General features: G+C 65.4%; 20 protein-coding genes and 2 pseudogenes. 1 reads left to right on the top strand and 21 read right to left on the bottom strand.

What is annotated here, in order from left to right; all coding sequences use genetic code 11:
- Positions 1–61: 61 nt before the first annotated feature.
- The 18 genes and pseudogenes from AC4PS6_RS00765 to merT all read right to left on the bottom strand — a co-directional run bounded on the left by AC4PS6_RS00765 (position 62) and on the right by merT (position 13630).
- Positions 62–2341 carry a helicase-related protein gene (locus AC4PS6_RS00765; RefSeq protein ID WP_004350563.1) on the bottom strand — a complete coding sequence of 760 codons (2280 nt, stop codon included), beginning with the start codon at positions 2339–2341 and terminating at the stop codon, positions 62–64.
- 136 nt (positions 2342–2477) lie between these two features.
- Positions 2478–2783 (bottom strand): hypothetical protein, encoded by a 306-nt coding sequence (locus AC4PS6_RS00760; RefSeq protein WP_003116817.1) that lies wholly within the window; start codon positions 2781–2783, stop codon positions 2478–2480.
- Between the two features lie 89 nt (positions 2784–2872).
- Positions 2873–3193: a hypothetical protein gene (locus tag AC4PS6_RS00755; RefSeq protein ID WP_003116818.1), complete on the bottom strand. Its 321-nt coding sequence runs from the start codon at positions 3191–3193 to the stop codon at positions 2873–2875.
- Positions 3194–3243: 50 nt separating this feature from the next.
- A complete protein-coding gene (locus AC4PS6_RS00750) occupies positions 3244–4353 on the bottom strand; it encodes a DUF6094 domain-containing protein (RefSeq protein ID WP_003116819.1) in 1110 nt (369 codons plus the stop codon).
- Between the two features lie 64 nt (positions 4354–4417).
- Complete coding sequence (locus AC4PS6_RS00745; protein ID WP_009876587.1) at positions 4418–5068, bottom strand: hypothetical protein; 651 nt, start codon at positions 5066–5068, stop codon at positions 4418–4420.
- A 76-nt stretch (positions 5069–5144) separates the two neighbouring features.
- A complete protein-coding gene (locus AC4PS6_RS00740) occupies positions 5145–5405 on the bottom strand; it encodes a hypothetical protein (protein ID WP_009876586.1) in 261 nt (86 codons plus the stop codon).
- 16 nt (positions 5406–5421) lie between these two features.
- Complete coding sequence (locus AC4PS6_RS00735) at positions 5422–5829, bottom strand: hypothetical protein (RefSeq protein ID WP_009876585.1); 408 nt, start codon at positions 5827–5829, stop codon at positions 5422–5424.
- Between the two features lie 104 nt (positions 5830–5933).
- Positions 5934–6275, bottom strand: a complete 342-nt coding sequence (locus AC4PS6_RS00730) for a hypothetical protein (RefSeq protein ID WP_011871442.1) — start codon at positions 6273–6275, stop codon at positions 5934–5936.
- A 94-nt stretch (positions 6276–6369) separates the two neighbouring features.
- Positions 6370–7059 (bottom strand): DUF3275 family protein, encoded by a 690-nt coding sequence (locus AC4PS6_RS00725; RefSeq protein WP_009876584.1) that lies wholly within the window; start codon positions 7057–7059, stop codon positions 6370–6372.
- 94 nt (positions 7060–7153) lie between these two features.
- Entirely contained in the window at positions 7154–7981 is an 828-nt protein-coding gene (locus AC4PS6_RS00720; protein WP_013391792.1) for a DUF932 domain-containing protein, read from the bottom strand.
- A gap of 145 nt (positions 7982–8126) precedes the next feature.
- Positions 8127–9032: a DUF3577 domain-containing protein gene (locus AC4PS6_RS00715; RefSeq protein WP_003116825.1), complete on the bottom strand. Its 906-nt coding sequence runs from the start codon at positions 9030–9032 to the stop codon at positions 8127–8129.
- A gap of 310 nt (positions 9033–9342) precedes the next feature.
- A pseudogene (locus AC4PS6_RS00710) lies at positions 9343–9793 on the bottom strand (XF1762 family protein).
- Between the two features lie 141 nt (positions 9794–9934).
- Complete coding sequence (locus AC4PS6_RS00705; RefSeq protein WP_031629745.1) at positions 9935–10219, bottom strand: DUF3085 domain-containing protein; 285 nt, start codon at positions 10217–10219, stop codon at positions 9935–9937.
- Positions 10220–10264: 45 nt separating this feature from the next.
- Positions 10265–10783 (bottom strand): annotated as a pseudogene (locus AC4PS6_RS00700) (Tn3 family transposase); the annotation flags it as partial.
- Positions 10747–11262 (bottom strand): Tn3 family transposase, encoded by a 516-nt coding sequence (locus tag AC4PS6_RS00695; RefSeq protein WP_003098931.1) that lies wholly within the window; start codon positions 11260–11262, stop codon positions 10747–10749. The gene AC4PS6_RS00695 and the pseudogene AC4PS6_RS00700, both read right to left, overlap by 37 nt.
- Before the next feature lie 18 nt (positions 11263–11280).
- Complete coding sequence (gene merA, locus AC4PS6_RS00690) at positions 11281–12969, bottom strand: mercury(II) reductase (protein ID WP_003098932.1); 1689 nt, start codon at positions 12967–12969, stop codon at positions 11281–11283.
- Positions 12970–12979: 10 nt separating this feature from the next.
- A complete protein-coding gene (gene merP / locus AC4PS6_RS00685; RefSeq protein WP_003116826.1) occupies positions 12980–13267 on the bottom strand; it encodes a mercury resistance system periplasmic binding protein MerP in 288 nt (95 codons plus the stop codon).
- A 12-nt stretch (positions 13268–13279) separates the two neighbouring features.
- A complete protein-coding gene (merT, locus tag AC4PS6_RS00680) occupies positions 13280–13630 on the bottom strand; it encodes a mercuric ion transporter MerT (RefSeq protein ID WP_003116827.1) in 351 nt (116 codons plus the stop codon).
- A 71-nt stretch (positions 13631–13701) separates the two neighbouring features.
- On the opposite strand from merT, the gene merR reads away from it, so the two are divergent.
- Entirely contained in the window at positions 13702–14109 is a 408-nt protein-coding gene (gene merR / locus AC4PS6_RS00675; protein ID WP_003098939.1) for a mercury resistance transcriptional regulator MerR, read from the top strand.
- Between the two features lie 261 nt (positions 14110–14370).
- Here merR and AC4PS6_RS00670 read toward each other — a convergent pair whose 3' ends face one another.
- The 3 genes from AC4PS6_RS00670 to AC4PS6_RS00660 all read right to left on the bottom strand — a co-directional run bounded on the left by AC4PS6_RS00670 (position 14371) and on the right by AC4PS6_RS00660 (position 16597).
- Entirely contained in the window at positions 14371–15195 is an 825-nt protein-coding gene (locus tag AC4PS6_RS00670) for a hypothetical protein (protein WP_003098941.1), read from the bottom strand.
- A gap of 288 nt (positions 15196–15483) precedes the next feature.
- Positions 15484–15762 (bottom strand): hypothetical protein, encoded by a 279-nt coding sequence (locus tag AC4PS6_RS00665; RefSeq protein WP_003116828.1) that lies wholly within the window; start codon positions 15760–15762, stop codon positions 15484–15486.
- 97 nt (positions 15763–15859) lie between these two features.
- A complete protein-coding gene (locus tag AC4PS6_RS00660) occupies positions 15860–16597 on the bottom strand; it encodes a DUF5983 family protein (RefSeq protein WP_003116829.1) in 738 nt (245 codons plus the stop codon).
- Positions 16598–16620 lie beyond the last annotated feature (23 nt).

The following is a 16620-nucleotide window of genomic DNA, read 5'->3' as shown; positions in this document are numbered from 1 at the left end:
AGCGTCCGATTTACCGGGAGCGGCAAAAAAAACGGCCCCGAAGGGCCGTAAGTGGAACGTGTCATGCGGCGACAAGCTGCCGGGCCAGTGCGACCTCGACGGAATCACCGTCCTGGTTCAGGACATCGAGCCCGGATTCGGGCACGTCGCCCGAGGTGGACTGCGAGACCATGATCTTCTTGGCCATCAGCTCCAGGCAGGTCATCTGCGAGGAACCGGCGTAGCCGAGGTAGATCACACGCACGGGCTGCTTCTGCCCGATGCGCCAGGAGCGGCGTGCCGCCTGCTGGAGCGAGTACACGTTGTAGCCCGACTGCATGAACACGATCGTCGGGAACTCCAACAGGTCCAGCCCCGTCTTGACCAACTCGGGGTTGGTGATGAGCACGTCGATGCCACGGTCCAGTTGCTCGGCGATCCAGTCTTCGCGGCGGCTGGCATCCACGCTCGCGCGCAGCACCGCCACCTTGAAGCCTTCCTGCTCCAGCAACACCTTCAGGCGCGACGTGGTGTCGCGCGTGCCGGTATAGACCGTGTAGGCCAGGACCTTGCGGCCCTGCGCCTTCTCCTCTTTGCAGATGTCGATCAGCTCACGCTCCTTGGGGCTGATCTCGAACTCGTTGAACTGAGCCGGGACAAACGCCAAGGTGTTGCGCGTGCGCGGATGCACCACGGTCTCCGACCGGAAGCAGCAATCCGGCCAGGCCAGCAGCACGTTGAGGACCACACCCAGCAAGGTCGTATCGCGTCGCGCCAGAGCCTGTTTCAGCTCCGCGGTCAGCCGACCCGCCAGATCGCGGTAGGCCGCGGCTTGCGCCGTGTCCATCGCGACTTCACGGAACTCCTCGTCATACGGCGGCAGGACGTTGCCACCGATGTCCTTGAGCTTGAGAAAGATCGTGAACGGCAGGATGCAGCGCAGCACGCCCTTGGGGCCAAACCCCGGGGCCTTGACCGTGCGCACCGATACCTTGGTGCCCTTGGCCGTCTTGTGCGCCGTGCCGGTGCTCTCGGAGTAGATGTCCTTCAACACCCCGTGATCGCGCATGAACGCCATCGCAGCCGAGGTCATGCTGCCGCTCGTGGTCGGGCGGTAGCCGTCTTCGATCATCCGCCCCGGAAGGGCTCGGAACAGCAGGTGGAACAGGTCGTCCCCGTAGCCGCCCATCAACGTGCCGGTCAGCAGCAAGGTCTTGCGAGCCTTCGCCGCCAGCACGCCCATGGCCTGGCCCTGGGCACTGCCCCCGTTCTTGTACTCATGTGCCTCATCGGCGATGAGCAGGTCGAACGTGCCTTGCGGCAGGTAGCGTTTGATGAACTCGGACGGCTGATAGCCGCCCTCGCCAAAGCCGAACTCCATGTTGGCCATCGCACGTTCCATGCGCGTGGCCTGACGGTCGGAAAACACCAGCTCGCCGTTGCCATCCATGAGGTTGATGAACTCATGGATGTTGTCGCCGAGCATCGACGCCAGGAACCCGTCACCGAACTTTTGCATCAGCTTCTGCGCGGTGACCTCTCCGATGGTCGGTATGCGCTTTAAGGCTTTGAGCACGGCCGAGGACTGGTCGCTGCCGGACAGACTGCGCGGGCGGATCAGTGTCCACAGGGGCGCGGCGCAGTGGCCGCACTTCCTGCGGCACTCCTCGGCTTGGAGCGCGATCGGGTTGACCGGCTCGCCGTCGAGGTCGGTGATGACCGTGCCGCAGTCCGGGCAGGCCGCCACGTCGCCGTGGCGGGTGCGCCGCGTGGTGAAGACAGGCTTCCAGTGAAAGCCCATCCGCATCCTGACGCGCCCCAGGACGAAGAACTCCTGGCCCGTGGGCTGCACGCCCAACTGCTCGCGCAGCTTGATGAGCTTGACGAGCGTATCCGGCCCGTTGAGTACCCACACCTTGGCACCGGCCACCGTCTCCTGGATCTCGCGCCGCCACTTGTAAACCAGGTGGGGCGGCGACAGCACCAGAGTGCGGCGATAGCCTTCGGCGTTGAGCACGGCGGCCGTGGCAATGCCGACGGTCGTCTTGCCGCAGCCCATCTCGCCATTGACGATCGCAGCACGTTCGCCACGGTCGATCAGCAGCTCGGCGGCGGCGTGGACGACTTCGGCCTGGGCTGGGAACAGCTTGCGCTTGAGGCTGGCGACCACCAGTTGCCGGTGCGCCTGCGGTTGGCCGGTATAGACCGGCGGATTAGCGCTGTTGAGGGCGTCGAGTAGTTCGTCGCCGAACTCGCCGACAAAATCCTGAAGGCTCAGGGTCAGAGGGGAAGATTCCGCGTCGAGCAGTTCGCCCTGTACGGGCGCGGATTCAGCGGCAGTGGTTTCGAGATCGAGGGACATGGTGATGCTCCAAAGAAAAATGGGGCATGCACCACCCCCAGCGGGGCAATGGCATGCCCCGTGGTGGGAAGAGAATCGACGCGTGGCTGAGGGTGGTTGAAGGTGCTGGCCTGGGCGGCCCGCAGGTGAACCGTGCTCAGTCTTCGGACGGAAGCACGATGACGGTTGCGCAGCGCTGCGAATCGGTGACGATGCGAATGGCGAGCCCCGGATGGATCACGTAGTGCGATTCCAGCGACGCGCCCGATTGAAGCGCGCTGCTGTTCGTCTGCCATTGCTGGATGTTGACGTCGCCCCAGTCGCCACGGGTGTGGCGCCTGAAGTACGGGATCGGGTCCAGGCGACCCGCGCGGACCAGGCGGTCTACACCTCTGCTGAAGATGAGCGCCCCGATGGGGAACGCCAGCCGCTGGCAGTAGGTTTCGATGCGATGCGATGCCATGGGCTCCTCCTTGATGAGTCATTGAGCCACGACACCCCTGCCGGAGTGAAGTGGCTCCGTCAGGTGGATGAGGATGACGATGTGGGGCCTCAGATCAGGTCCCGCTCTTCGGGAAGCTGGACCACCGTGGTCTGGTGGTCCTCGCTGGTCTTGACGATCAGCGCCAGGTCCGGCGTGATCCTGAACTGCGAGATCATTAGGTTGTCCTGTTGGATCGCCACGTCGTTGGCTTGGCGTGTGGCCTCATCGATCTCGCCCCAGTCCCCGCGCACATGGCGCTGGACATAGGCCAAGGGGTCGATCAGGCCTCGCCGGGCCAGCCAATGCACCTTCTCGCTCAACTTCAACGTACTCGGTGCGAACAACGGTTGCTTGTGCGGCGCAGGCCGCTTGAACGGATTGGGGATCATGGTGTTTCTCCTTCGAGTTGGTACAGCAGGACGGCAGCGCGTCCGGTGGATCAGCGAATGGTCAACACCTCGCCCCGTGTCGCGGAGCCAGGTGTCATGTCCCACGCGCGGATGACGGGAACGAACTTGTCGGTGAGGATGCGGGTCTCGGCGATGGAGCCGTCTTCGCGTTCGGTGAACTCCCGCTGGAGCGTCTTGTCCTTGTGGGTGTCACCTTTGACGACGAGCACGCGCCCGGTCTTGGAGCGCACAACCCCCGAGATCGCACCCGCGGCCAGAGCCAGGGCGAGATGCCAGCGGGACAAGGCCCGCGCCGGTGGACGCAGCGATTGCTGCGCAGCCCCCAGGTGCGTGTCCTGCGATGGCCACAAGCCTTGCAGCCTGCCAACCTCATCGGCGAACTGCTCGGGCTCCATCGTCACGCGGAAGAAATGCTCTGGCTCGGCCGGGCTGGCGGGGACGATGTACGGCAGGAACGGCCACTCGCTCGGCAGTTCCTCGGCTTCGACTTCGCCTTGCCCTACCTGCAACAGCAGATTGCGCACGGCCTTGACGCCATCGGGCACCTGCTCGCGCTGGCGCACCCGGCGTCCGAAGATCACCACCTGCTTGAACTGCGTCTCCACCGCTCGGTAGATGCGCAGGTCCGTGTAGTGGCGCGTCAGCCAGCCGACCAACTCCGCGTCGAGCACGTAGCCGGGGACGATGAAAACCAGCACGCCGCCGTATTGCAGCAGCGAGAGCGTGCGCTGGTAGAACAGCTTTTCAAGGCGGGCACGGCCCTGGCCCTGATAGCCGATGTTGCCGTTGACGTCCTTGGACAGGTCCCCATACGGCGGGTTGAGCCAGAGCAGCCCGAAGGACTGCTTGGAGACCATCGTGTCCATCAGGTCCGCGTGCAGGCAGTGATCGACCAGGCCGCGGGCATGGCGCGCCCGCTCCGCGTCGAACTCGACGGCGAACGCCTTTGCCTGCTCGCGCCCGAGGGCATGGGCGGCTTCGGCGATCGCCACGCCTTCGCCGGCGCAGGGATCGAGGATGCACATCGGCCCGTCGCTGGGCATCAGTGCGTTGAGCGCTCTTTCGAGCGTGGGTTCGTCGGTCGGGAAATATCCGTTCTTGACGAAATTGCGGGCGAGCCGCGGGAACATGAGGGCCATGGAAGTCTCCTGGTTGGCGGGGATGAAACACGGAAGTACGCCAAGGCGTGCCTCCGAGGGTGGGTCAGGCCGCTACCACTTCCGGCGTCCAGATCTTGGCCGGGTATGGATAGGCGGTGAGCACGTCACTGCGGATCAGGGAGCCCAGCGCCAGGGTCAGCGTCGGCACGTCGATGGCGAGCCGATGGCCTTCCAGCGGCCCGAGGGCGAACGGAAGGCGGCCCAGCATCTCGCGGCTTTGCAGCAGTTCCAGCACGGTCTCGCGCCAGTGGTCGAGCAGCGGCAACGGGCACGTGTCCCGCACCAGCGTCCACAGGCGGTCGAGCCGGTGGGCGCTGTCGCGTGGCAGCAATGCCAGCGCGCTGGCGTTGGCCTTGTCGGGCTTGACGCAGCGCCGGTCGAACAGCCACACGTTGGACAGCGAACCGAACAGCGTTCGCCGGTAGGCGCGCGTGATGCGCTTTTCCAGGCGATCGACGTTGCCGATGAACACCGGGACGCTGCCGCCTTGGTCGGTGATGACGTGAAACTGGTCCAGTCCCTGCTCGTCGCGCCCAAGGGTCAGGCGAGCGAGGAACTGCTGGACGGCGGTGTCCCGCGCCCAGATCGACAGGAAGATCAGGTTGCCCTGGTCGTCGCCGACGCAGGCGTCGGCCATCACATCCGGGCATTCGTCGATGCGGTACAGCGTGGTGGAAGAAGTGTGTGCGGGCATGGTGGTGTCCTCGGATGAACGGGAACAGCACCGCCCGCTGGGGCAAGTGCTGCCCCTGGGGGTGGAAGAAAACCGCTCAGTCCGGCTCGAACTGCCGGGTGTGCGGGTTGAAGTGAAGCACCTCGTCCACCGCGGTGATCGGCGTGAAGCCGTCCAGGTAGATGTTGTTGAGGTACTGGTCGCGGTAGGTCAGTGCCTGCCGCGCCTGTTTCTCGGTGAGGCCGTTGCTGATGAAGTACTCCAGCATCTCCTCGTCGGAGGACACTTCGTCGTTGGACAAACTCCCTTCAACGAGCGCCAGCAGCGAGGGGGAGAGCGCAGCGAGGATCAGGTCCATGTCGGTTCCTCCTGGCTCAGACCATCAGCGTTGCGGCGGGTGCCGTGACAGCCGTGGGTGTGCGTCGCCGAGCGTGGTAGGCGCGAACGCCTGCACGCCATTCGGCAGACTGCTCCGGTGCAAGGTCCAGATAGGACAGCGGGCACGAGTAGTAGTACGGGTGCATGGACTCGTCCAGCGGCTTGTAACCCCACTGGCCGCCGCTGCGTTCAAGCAGATCGCAGCGGATGTAGCGCAGGGATTGGCCCGGCGCGAGATCACGATGTACGCCTTCGACCTTGGCCGTCACTTCCGCGACAGACCAGAGGACGTTGCCGCGCAGCGCGTGGGCGATGACCTTGACGCTGGCGCGCTCGGTCTCTTGCGGTGCGATCAGTTCCGCGATCAGTTCAGACCGCGATTGGGGTGAGAAATACCAGCCCATGAGAGGCCTCCTGGAAAAGTAGAGCCGGAGGCCTCCCCACGGGGAGGGCCTCCCGGCGGGTGATGAAAAGCCGCAGGTGCGGCGAAGGAACCTATGCTTTGCCCTTAGTCCCAGTCGTCATCGTCGCGATCACAACCGGCCGGGCAGTAGCCGAACTCGATCCCATGCGAGCAATAGCCATGCTCCGCATTCCAGTCCTGGGCTTCCTGCCGCTCGGCGGGTGTTGCGTAGTCCCATTCGTGGGCTGCGATTTCCAGGGCCTGAGCTCGCTGGCTTTCCGGCAACCGACTAGCTTGCGCGTCGATCTCCGAACTGAAAAGCGTGACCCAATGATCCCAGGACAGGCCGCAACCACGCTGGGCGTGCTCGGCGGCTGTCTTGCAAACAGCTCGCCATGCGGATTCATCCAGCGCGGAACGGGGTACATCGAAAGCGATGGTGGACATGATGGAGACCTCCAGAAAATGGCCGAGGCCTCCCCCGCAGGGGGAAGGAACCCCGGCGGGTGGATGAAGAACACCGCGGATGCGGCGTCTGCGATCACGCAGGTTGCAGTTCGGCCTGACGGCTCCACTCCTGCGTCTTGAAGTCCAACGCAAAACCCAGTTCGCCCAGGCGGGCGATCTGCGCGCGCAGGGCGCGGCGGTCGATGGTCGAATCCAATTTCACGGACTCGCCCAGCGGCCACAGCAGACCGAACAGAGCGGCGTCGCCATCTTCGGTGCTGCCGGGGGCAGCCGCCGCAGCGGGCGTCGGCGCATCCACACCGAAGGGCGTGGTATCGACCAGAGGATCCGCCGACGCCTGCACGGGTGCGTGCTTGGCGGGCGTGGAGGCCTTGGCAGACTTGGCCGGCGTTGCTGCAGGCTGCGTCCCCAGCTCTTCATCGAGTGGATCGACGTCCTGGGTGGCGAAGCTTCGGGCTTCGTCGCGGCTCAGTTTGTCGATTCCGTTGAGCGTCATTCCGTCCAGGTTGGCGCGGATCTCGAACCGCATGCCGTCGCCGACCGGATAGGACTTCGGGAAGATGTAGCGGATGATGAATTCCCCGTCGTATTTTCCTTCGGGGTACTGCTCCAGCTCCGCATCCTTGACCGCGAACTTGCCGATGGGGGTGACAAGGCGGCCGACGGTGAACGGGCCGTTCTTGCCGCGTATGGTGCGCAGCGTGAGCTGGCCCGGAACAATGATGGGCGATACCGATTGCTCGGGCGCCGATGTGGTTGCCATGTTGGTTCTCCTGATGACGAATAGCGGGCCGCCGACGGCACCCGGTGGATGAGAGGAAATGGCCTCGCCCGAGGTGGGCGAGGTCCGCGTGGCATCACGCCTTGAGCTGGCGCATGCCTTCGGCCAGCAGCCACAACGCCCGGTTCAGGCGCAGGTTCTGGTCGATGCCTTGCACCGGACGGGTGCGCTGATTGCGGCCGTTGGCCGTGCGTCCGTTCAGGCCCCCTTTGACTAGGTTCTCCTGGACGCGGTTGAAGACGGCCCACAGGTCGTTCTTGCGGTCGTCCCATCGCCGAGGGGCCAGCAGTTGGCTCTCGGTGACAGGCGTGGACTTGGCCGGATCGTCGTACTTGAGTGCGAGCGCAGAGTTCGCAAAGACCTCCGCTTCGCCCTCATCGAGGGTGATGGTGCGCATCGCATCGCGCGCGTTCTGCACGCGCTCGAAACCTTCGAGGACTCCGTAGGCACCTTCGATCACCTGGCTGGCCACGTCGCCCTTGTGAGGAACGCGGATGTCTGCGGTGGTGTCACCGCAAACCAGGCCGTTGTGGCAGACGAACCGGAACATGCCGGCGAGCATCTGATAGCTGCTCGTGCCGTCATGGCTGTTGAGCAGGATGATCTCGTTCGCCTCGTCGCCGTTGATCTGGCTTGCATGGCGAAGTCGGATGAGGTGCTTCGTGTACTCGCGCCGGTCTTCGTTGCGCACGCGCGTCTGACACACCATGAAGGGCTCGAAGCCCTCCTGGCGCAGCTTGGTCAGCACGGTCGAGGTCGGTATGTAGGCATACCGATCGGACCGGCTCCCATGTGGAGCGTCGGCGAAGATCGACGGAACGACGGCACGAATGCGGTCGTCCGAGAGTGGGCGATCAGAGCGCAGGATCGGGGATTGCGGAGCAAAGCGGGATACCAGAGACATGGCTGATCTCCTTTGAGAAATTCGACAACCGCGTGGCCGTGAGACCACGCGGAACTCGGGGGATGAAATGCGCAAGCACGCGTCCTGGGGACGCGGCGTACGTGGGGAGGAAAAGCGACAAGGCCCCGTGAGAGGCCGTGCCGGATCAGAACGAAGCAGCCAATGCCGGCTCCTGCTCCTGGACTTGCGCCTCGGGCTCGCGCTCGGCGGGCTCGGTGGCCGTGTCGATGGCATCGTCGGCTTCGGACGCGGATGCGTCTTCGGCCGGCGGCGCCTCGGCTTGCGCCTGGCTCGTCGGATAGACCTGGGTGCCGTCGATCTTGATGAGACCGATGTGGACCAGCGTCGATTCCAGGCTGGCGGCCGGTTCCCCGGCGTGCTCACCCTTGGTGCGGATGTACGGATCGATCTTCATGTCGTTCAGACGGAAGGCGATCAGCACCTTGCGGTCACCCTCGACGGCCTGAACGCACCGGCGAACCAGGTGCTCGGCTTCCGGGGTGGCGACGATGGTGTCGAAGTACCGATACTCCGGTTCATCGACAGGCCCGGCCAGTGCCGCGACGGTGCAAGAGAGGAACGAGTCGCCAGCTTTTGGGGTGACGTCCTTCACACGATTGAGATAGCCGATGCCGCGGGTGATCAACTCGTGCTGCTCGATCGAAGCCAGTTCGGCCCGGTCGATCAGTTCGGCCTTGAGCAGTCGCGCCTTGAGGGACGCGGCGGCCTGACCCTTCTGCTCACCCTTGTCGCGGATGTACACATCGCCCCACAGGTCACCGAGGCGAAAGCGCACCAGCGGGCGCTGCTTGGGATCGTCAACGCCGATGTAGCGCTGAACGAGCTTCTTGGCCTCGGCACCCGAGACCTTGACGTCGAAGTAGCGGTAGCTGGGGTCCCGGGCGGGGCCGACCAGCGCGGCGATGGTGCATGCCAGGAAAGGCTGCGCACGGCGGCCGCCCCGGACGGGCACTTCACGGACACGCTGGATGTAGCCGATGCCCGAGGTGTGGAGGTCGAAATACGATTTCTCGTTGGACGTGGTGTTCATGGTGAATCTCCATTGGGATGAAGCGGAGACACACCGGCCCACGCATGCGGGGAAGGTGCGTGACCCCGCGGTGGGTTGATAAGGCGAAAGCATCCGCCACCAGAGGCTGGTGGCCGCTCGCGGAAGGATGCGGTGCGAGCTGGCTCGGTCACGCAGTGGGAACTGCGCCGCAACCTCGAAGACCGATGGTTGCCTGGCATGTCGCTGACGACGTCAGCAGGCATGGGGCCAGCATGGCGGGGCCTCGCGCGCGCGGCAGCAATCAATCGGCACCCGGGCGCTTCCCTTTGTCCGCGCCACCCGGCGCCTGTCACAGGCACTTGGCGCCGCGCAGGTGCTCGGGGGTATCGGCGCGCGGACGGCCGGGACGGCTCCAGGCGCCGCCACCGCGCGCGCCGATCAGCCGCCAGCCGGCGGCGCGCAGGCTGGCGCCACCTTCGTCGGGCATGGTGTAGGTGAGCAGGCGTATGTAGCCCAGCGCCCTTGCCGCCTGCCAGGCCGCGCCGTAGAGCTTGCTGCAGGCGCTGGGTGTGCCGTCGGTGCACAGCCGCGTGACTTCCAGCGTCCAGGTGCCGCGCGACCGGGCGGCCGACAATGGCCACGCCGTGGATCAGGTCGCTGTCGCTCAGCGTGACGGCCAGGGCGAACTTCGCGCCCTGGACCGGGCGGTGGTGGCGATGGTGCGACAGAACGAATGCATTGGCCGTGCGCAGCGACACCGGTAGGAGGTGCAGCCTCGGCGAGGTCGATGGCGTGTTCATGCGGTTGTCTCCGGTGGCATGCCGGCGTTGTGGCCGGCGGGGCGTGCCTCGGCGGCTGGAGACAAACGCGCACGCGCGGCGATGGCGGCGGTGCGAACAAAAGAAGGCCCCCGATGCGGGGGCTGCGAGGCGGTTGCCGCGTCAGGCGGGAGGCACCACTGCTAAGGACAGGTGCGTGGCGGTGGCGGAAAGCACGAGATCGTCCGCCGAGTGCTGGAGGCGCGTGAACAGGCCGTCCTTCGGGTCGAAATACTCCGCGAAGTCATCGCCGCCCAGCTCGCGGCCGGCGAGGTGCCACCAGTCATCGAACGGGTCGGTGTCCGGGTTGCATCCGACGGCGTAGGCGAGCAGTGCCTGGCGCCCATCCGGGCGACGCTCCCCACGCTCGGCGAGGAAGTACACGCCCTGATCCTTGACCAGGACAATGCGGCACTGATTGGGGACGTCTCAGAAAACGGAAAAAATCGTACGCTAAGCCGGTTGCAGCGGTCGTAGCGGCCTGAACTTGCCCGCGCCGATCTTGGCGCTGCTGCGCCAGAGGTAATCGCCGGTCAGGTTGATGTGCTCCCAGCCCAGCGGCGACAGGTACTGCAACAGGGCGTCATCGACAGTCTGGCCGTGACCGCGTAAGGCGTTTGAGGCCCGTTCCAGATAGACCGTGTTCCACAACACTATGGCCGCCGTCACCAGGTTGAGGCCGCTGGCCCGGTAGCGCTGCTGCTCGAAACTGCGGTCGCGGATTTCGCCCAGCCGGTTGAAGAACACGGCGCGGGCTAGCGCGTTGCGGGCTTCGCCCTTGTTCAGTCCGGCATGCACGCGGCGGCGCAGCTCGACGCTTTGCAGCCAGTCCAGGATGAACAGCGTTCGCTCGATGCGGCCCAGCTCGCGCAGCGCCACGGCCAGGCCGTTCTGGCGCGGGTAGCTGCCGAGTTTCCTGAGCATCAGCGAGGCCGTCACCGTGCCCTGCTTGATCGAGGTGGCCAGCCGCACCTTGGCGTTGATCGCCTTGCCGGACGCCTGGAACTGCTGCTGATGCTTGTGCTTGGCAGCGTTGAACAGCTTGCCCAGGATGCGGTCGTGCAGGTCGATGATTTCGTCGGTGACGGTGGCCATGCCCTCGATGGCGAGCGCACCAGGGTCGCGTAGCGGCGCTGTGCCTCGAACTTGGCCAGATCGGCGGGCGTCATCTGGCCGCCTTCGCGGGCGATCTTGAGCAGGCGGTTCTGGTGCACCGACCGCTCGATGCCGGAAGGCAGGTCGAGCGCCTGCCAGGCTTTGAGGCGCTCGATGTGTTCGAGTATGTGGCGCGAGTTCGGCTTGACGGGCGACTGGCGCAGCCAGGCCAGCCAGGTCGTCTTGCCGTTGTCGTGGCGCTTGAGCAGATCGTCGAGGCGGTGCCGGTGGGTGGCCGACAGGGGATCGGACAAGGCCGCGTAGATGCGGCGGTTGGCGCGGCTGTAGGCGTTCATCGAACACCTCCCTTTTCCTCATCCGGCGCAACAGGACAGTTGCTTCACGTCCTTGTTGAAGGTCTGCGCCGCGAGCTTCAGTCCCTCGACCATGGTCAGGTAGGGGAACAACTGGTCGGCCAGCTCCTGCACGGTCATCCGGTGGCGGATCGCCAGCGCGGCCGTCTGGATCAGTTCGCCCGCTTCCGGCGCGACCGCCTGTACGCCGATCAGCCGCCCTGAGCCAGCTTCCGCCACCAGCTTGATGAAGCCGCGCGTGTCGAAGTTGGCGAGCGCCCTCGGCACGTTGTCGAGCGTCAGCAGCCGGCTGTCGGTCTCGATGCCGTCGTGGTGCGCTTCCGCCTCGCTGTAGCCCACGGTCGCCACCTGCGGATCGGTGAACACCACCGCCGGCATCGCCGTCAGGTCCAGCGCCGCGTCGCCGCCGGTCATGTTGATCGCGGCGCGCGTGCCGGCCGCCGCCGCCACATAGACGAACTGCGGCTGGTCGGTGCAGTCGCCGGCAGCAAAGATGTGCGGTGCGCTCGTGCGCATGGCGCGGTCGATGACGATGGCTCCCTGCGCATTGACTTCGACGCCTGCCGCTTCAAGGTTCAGGCTGCGCGTGTTCGGCGCGCGACCGGTGGCGACCAGCAGCTTGTCGGCGCGCACTTCCCCCTGCCCGGTGGTGAGCACGAATTCCCCGCCCGCATAGGCAACGTGGCTCGCCTGGGTGTGGTCCAGCACCTCGATGCCCTCGGCGCGGAAGGCGTCTGTTACGGCTTCCCCGATGGCCGGGTCTTCTCGGAAGAACAGCGTGCTGCGCGCCAGGATCGTGACCTGGCTGCCCAGCCGGGCGAAGGCTTGCGCCAACTCGACCGCCACCACGGAGGAACCAATCACGGCCAGCCGCTCGGGGAGCGAGCTGCTTTCCAGCGCCTCGGTGGAGGTCCAGTGGGGTGTGTCCGCAAGGCCCGGGATTGGCGGAAGCGCCGGGCTCGCGCCGGTGGCAATCAGGCAGCGGTCGAAGTTCACCTCGTGCGTGCCGCCGTCAGCGGTCGCCACGGTCAGCGTGCGCGTGTCCCTGAACCGGGCCTCGCCGCGCAGCACGGTGATGGCCGGAGTGCTTGCCAGGATGCCTTCGTACTTGGCATGGCGCAGCTCCTCGACGCGGCCTTGTTGCTGGGCCAGCAGCCGCTCGCGCAGTACAGCGGGCGCTGCGGCCGGCAGGCCAGCATCGAACGGGCTTTCGCGGCGCAGGTGGACGATGTGCGCGGCGCGGATCATGATCTTGGACGGCACGCAGCCGACATTGACGCAGGTGCCGCCGATGGTGCCGCGCTCGATCAGCGTGACGCGGGCGCCTTGCTCCACGGCCTTCAAGGCAGCCGCCATCGCCGCGCCGCCGCTGCCTATCACAGCCACGTGCAGCGCTTGTTCACCGCCAACATGCTTCGTTTCGCCACCGAGCCAGCCCAGCGCCTTGTCTAGCAGGCCGGCAGGCTTGTTCGGCGTGTCGGTAAGCCGTGCGCGATAGCCGAGCGTGGCCACTGCGGCAACCAGCGGGGCCACGCTCACGCCTGCATCCGCCTCGATTTCGGCCTGCCGCTGCGGATAGGACACCGAGGCCGCGCGCACGCCGGGCACGTTCGTCAAAGCCTGCTGGACGTGCTCGGCGCACGACGTGCAGGTCATGCCTTCGATGTGGAGGGTGATCGCCTCGGCCATGATTACGCCCTCACTGCTTGACGCTGGACGGGTAACCCGCGTTTGCGGTGGCCTTGGTCAAGGCGTCGGCATTGGTCTTGGCCTCGTCGAAGGTGACGACGGCCTCCCGCTTCTCGAAGCTGACTTCGGCCTTCTCGACGCCGGCGACCTTGGACAGAGCCGTCTTGACCGTGATCGGGCACGCGGCGCAGGTCATGCCGGGCACCGACAGGGTGACGGTCTTGGTGGCAGCCCAGGCGGGCGCGCTTAGAGCGGCGGCCAGGGCGATGAGGGTGGTGAGGGTGGTGAGTTTCTTCATGGTGATCTCCTTTCAGTAGAACAGCGGCAGGACGTAGGGAAACGCGAGGGCAACCAGAACCAGGGCGGCCACGATCCAGAAGATCACCTTGTAGGCAGTCCGCACTTGGGGCACGGCGCAAACGTCGCCGGGCTTGCAGGCATGGGCTGGTCGGAAGATGCTGCGCCAGGCGAAGAACAGCGCGATGAGCGCTGCGCCGATGAAGATCGGCCGATACGGCTCCAGCACGGTCAGGTTGCCGATCCACGCGCCAGAGAAGCCGAGCGCGACCAGGACAAGGGGGCCGAGGCAGCAGGCCGAGGCGAGGACGGCCGCGACGCCGCCGGTCGCCAGTGCGCCGCAGCCGTTCTTGGGTTCCGACATAAGGTTCTCCTTCCGGGACTTCGCTTGATGCTGTAACGTTACTTCCGTAGTCAACTACGGAGTCAAGCGCCATGGAGAACGCTCAAGAGAATCTGACCATCGGGGCCTTCGCCAAGGCAGCCCGGGTCAACGTGGAGACGATCCGCTTCTATCAGCTCAAGGGCTTGCTACCCCAGCCGGAGCGGCCCTACGGTCGCATCCGCCGCTACGGGCAGGCGGACGTGGCGCGGGTGAAGTTCGTGAAGTCAGCCCAGCGCCTGGGATTCAGCCTGGATGAAGTCGGCCAGCTCCTGAAACTGGAGGACGGCACCCATTGCAGCGAGGCGGCCGAACTGGCTGCTCACCGGCTGGCCGATGTGCGCGCACGCATGGCGGACCTCACGCGGATGGAAGAGGCCCTGTCGACGCTAGTGAGAGAGTGCAACGCGCACCATGGCAATGTTTCCTGCCCGTTGATCGCAGCTTTGCATTGCTGCTAAAGGGCCCACTTCGGCTCTTAGCGTACGATTTTTTTCCGTTTTCTGAGACGACCCCTGATTGGCGATGGCTTCGGTCAGCACGGGGCGCAGGTCAGCGCCTTTGAATCGCAGTGACATGGATGAAATCTCCTGTGTGGAAGAATGAGAAAGGCCTCCATCCGATGGGATGAAGGGCCTGTAGTGCACGCGGCCGGAACGGCTGGAACGCCGTGGCGGATGCCTCGGGTCAGCCGCAGGACCGCCCGGTTTCGCTGCGGGGCGTCATGCCGGGACGGCCTGGCGCTTGCGGGCCGCTTTCGCGTCGAGGATGCTCACGTCGATCTGGCGCCAGCGCCCGTCGTCGATGAGCCTCTCCAGCACTTCGCCGAGCATGTCGAAATACACCTCGTCGTGCCGATCGACCAGTTCGACCGATTCACCGTTCTGACGGTGCAGTTCCACCACGTAGGTGTCTCCGCCGCGGTCGTAGAGGATCGTCACCCGGCCCTCGAACTTCGCGGTCGAGACCGTGAAGCTGATCGCCGGCGGGGTCTCGATGATCTTGGAGGGCGTGGGATCGACCCAGGTGAAGTCGCGGGCACCGGCATCCACCAGCATGTGGGTGATGCGCCGGAAGCGATCGGGGGCCGGCATCTCCTCCAACTGCTCGATGAGCTGGCCCAACTCCATGCACTGCGGCGTGGGAATGGGCAGCTTGGCCGGCGCCGAGCCGAGGATGTGCCTCGTGATGGTGTACGGCGTGCCGTCCGAAGTCTCCTCGGTGATGACCTCCGGCGTGTCCGCGCGCAGTCCGTCGAAGCGACGACGGGCATAGGGTTGGACATGCACCTTGGCGCCTTCGGCAGGAACCGTGGTCACCAGGCTGGGATCGAGCACCGCGAACTCGGAAGGCTTGAGCTTGACGACGATGGCATCGTCGGTCGCGGCGACCACCTTGCCGTCGAAGGGTTGGGGGTCGATGGCGAAGCCCAGCGTTGAGGACAGCGGCTGATCATCGAACACGCGGTACTTGAACGACCGCACGTTGCGGGGCACATGGCCTGCGACCAGCGAAGGCATCATGGATTTGATGAGGGAACGATCCATGGGGAAACTCCTTGAGGAAAAACAAGGGATTCCCCGCCCGCAAGGGAGAGGTCCCTTGTGGGTGGCGTGGATGGACGCGGTAGGTCCGTAGGAAGAAACGACCAGCACGGTTTCCCGCGCTTGCAGCCTCGAAGGTCTCGACTGCCTGGGCATGTGCCGGCAACGCCGACGAACATGGGGCAAGCATGGCCCTGGGGCGGTCTGCCTGCCCGCAGGAAACGGCACCGCACCACAACCGTTTTCCTGTGCTGCGGGCAAGAAAAAGCCCCTCGAAAGGGGCTGGAGGAATCAGGCTTGGTACACGAAGTAGTGCTCGCGCTGACGCGGAAAGAACACGTGTTTCCACGTGTCGCCGCTTGTGTTGCCACCGTCGAAGACGACCATTTCGTAGTCGTCCACGTCGGTGTCCACCAGGTCGGCGCTGGCGATATGGCGCATGTGCAGCGTGCCGCTCATGCGCTCGAATACCAGGATCTGGCCGATGGCATCTTCCTGGCTCATGGCGTTGACGCAGGCTCCGAGTTGGTGCTCGAAGTCGGATGCGGGTGTGATGAGGTCGGGGAACATGGGATCGCTCCTGTGAAAGTGCGCCGGCCCGGCTCTCTGGCGGGAGACCGGGCCGGCATGCGGTGAGGACAAGGAAGGCCGGGGATGTGTGTGGCAGCTATTCGCCGGCCAGCGATAGGCCCGGCAACACGGGTGCGTCGGCATCGAGGATGAGGATGCGCACGTCGGCCTGGCCGGCCAGTTCAAGGATCTGTGCCAGCTCGTCCGGCATGCCCTTGCTGCGGTGCTCCTGCCGAAGCTGCTCGGCGGCGATCCCCTCGACGTCCTGCAGGTGCTGGTCCGTCCAGGGCGTGGAGATCAGCTTGACGCCGATCGCCGGGCTGTAGGGAATCCGGAACGCGATGAACAAAAAGGCCTCCGGCGTCGCGAGGTCAGCCAGGTTGGCCAGGTACTGGCCGGTTTCGCGGCTGATGTGCGCGCTGCTGATTTCCCAGCACCGGCTGTAGTAGCCGGTCTCGAAGCTCAACCGCTGCACGACTTCCCGTGCGGCCTCGGCCGAATAGGTGTCGCCAATGTGGACGGGGCGGCCGTCGAAGTCGTCGCCGTGGATCGCGTACACCACGGCACCCACCATGCCTTCGCCGCTGCCCCCTTCAGCCGCGTCGCATTCGGCGATCAGTGCGGCGCCGACAGGTTCGGTGCCAGTCCTGACCACCGCGAAGTCGCTGGTGATGATGCAAGGAGAAGAAACCAGCGCCGCGTCGCAGAGGTGCTGCTGGCTCGGGTGGATGTTTCGCCAAACATGCGGGCTTCCGTCCTCGTAGCTGATGGACAGCGTGCGGACGATTTTCAGATTCCAGTAGCCGCGTAGAAAGGGATTGGGATTCTGGGACATGGGATTTCTCCAACAGAATAATG

The organism is Pseudomonas sp. DW-iso17, assembly GCF_058725345.1.
This window is presented reverse-complemented; position numbering and strand designations above follow the sequence as displayed.

Excerpts from the sequence above, each read along its gene's own strand:
- AC4PS6_RS00660 (WP_003116829.1), bottom strand. The coding sequence starts at position 16,597 with ATGTCCCAGAATCCCAATCCCTTTCTACGCGGCTACTGGAATCTGAAA.
- AC4PS6_RS00730 (WP_011871442.1), bottom strand. The coding sequence starts at position 6,275 with ATGTCCACCATCGCTTTCGATGTACCCCGTTCCGCGCTGGATGAATCC.
- AC4PS6_RS00670 (WP_003098941.1), bottom strand. The coding sequence starts at position 15,195 with ATGGATCGTTCCCTCATCAAATCCATGATGCCTTCGCTGGTCGCAGGC.
- AC4PS6_RS00745 (WP_009876587.1), bottom strand. The coding sequence starts at position 5,068 with ATGCCCGCACACACTTCTTCCACCACGCTGTACCGCATCGACGAATGC.
- merP (WP_003116826.1), bottom strand. The coding sequence starts at position 13,267 with ATGAAGAAACTCACCACCCTCACCACCCTCATCGCCCTGGCCGCCGCT.
- merA (WP_003098932.1), bottom strand. The coding sequence starts at position 12,969 with ATGGCCGAGGCGATCACCCTCCACATCGAAGGCATGACCTGCACGTCG.
- AC4PS6_RS00750 (WP_003116819.1), bottom strand. The coding sequence starts at position 4,353 with ATGGCCCTCATGTTCCCGCGGCTCGCCCGCAATTTCGTCAAGAACGGA.
- AC4PS6_RS00760 (WP_003116817.1), bottom strand. The coding sequence starts at position 2,783 with ATGGCATCGCATCGCATCGAAACCTACTGCCAGCGGCTGGCGTTCCCC.
- AC4PS6_RS00695 (WP_003098931.1), bottom strand. The coding sequence starts at position 11,262 with ATGAACGCCTACAGCCGCGCCAACCGCCGCATCTACGCGGCCTTGTCC.
- AC4PS6_RS00665 (WP_003116828.1), bottom strand. The coding sequence starts at position 15,762 with ATGTTCCCCGACCTCATCACACCCGCATCCGACTTCGAGCACCAACTC.
- AC4PS6_RS00755 (WP_003116818.1), bottom strand. The coding sequence starts at position 3,193 with ATGATCCCCAATCCGTTCAAGCGGCCTGCGCCGCACAAGCAACCGTTG.
- AC4PS6_RS00735 (WP_009876585.1), bottom strand. The coding sequence starts at position 5,829 with ATGGGCTGGTATTTCTCACCCCAATCGCGGTCTGAACTGATCGCGGAA.
- AC4PS6_RS00715 (WP_003116825.1), bottom strand. The coding sequence starts at position 9,032 with ATGAACACCACGTCCAACGAGAAATCGTATTTCGACCTCCACACCTCG.
- merT (WP_003116827.1), bottom strand. The coding sequence starts at position 13,630 with ATGTCGGAACCCAAGAACGGCTGCGGCGCACTGGCGACCGGCGGCGTC.
- AC4PS6_RS00720 (WP_013391792.1), bottom strand. The coding sequence starts at position 7,981 with ATGTCTCTGGTATCCCGCTTTGCTCCGCAATCCCCGATCCTGCGCTCT.
- merR (WP_003098939.1), top strand. The coding sequence starts at position 13,702 with ATGGAGAACGCTCAAGAGAATCTGACCATCGGGGCCTTCGCCAAGGCA.
- AC4PS6_RS00725 (WP_009876584.1), bottom strand. The coding sequence starts at position 7,059 with ATGGCAACCACATCGGCGCCCGAGCAATCGGTATCGCCCATCATTGTT.
- AC4PS6_RS00765 (WP_004350563.1), bottom strand. The coding sequence starts at position 2,341 with ATGTCCCTCGATCTCGAAACCACTGCCGCTGAATCCGCGCCCGTACAG.
- AC4PS6_RS00740 (WP_009876586.1), bottom strand. The coding sequence starts at position 5,405 with ATGGACCTGATCCTCGCTGCGCTCTCCCCCTCGCTGCTGGCGCTCGTT.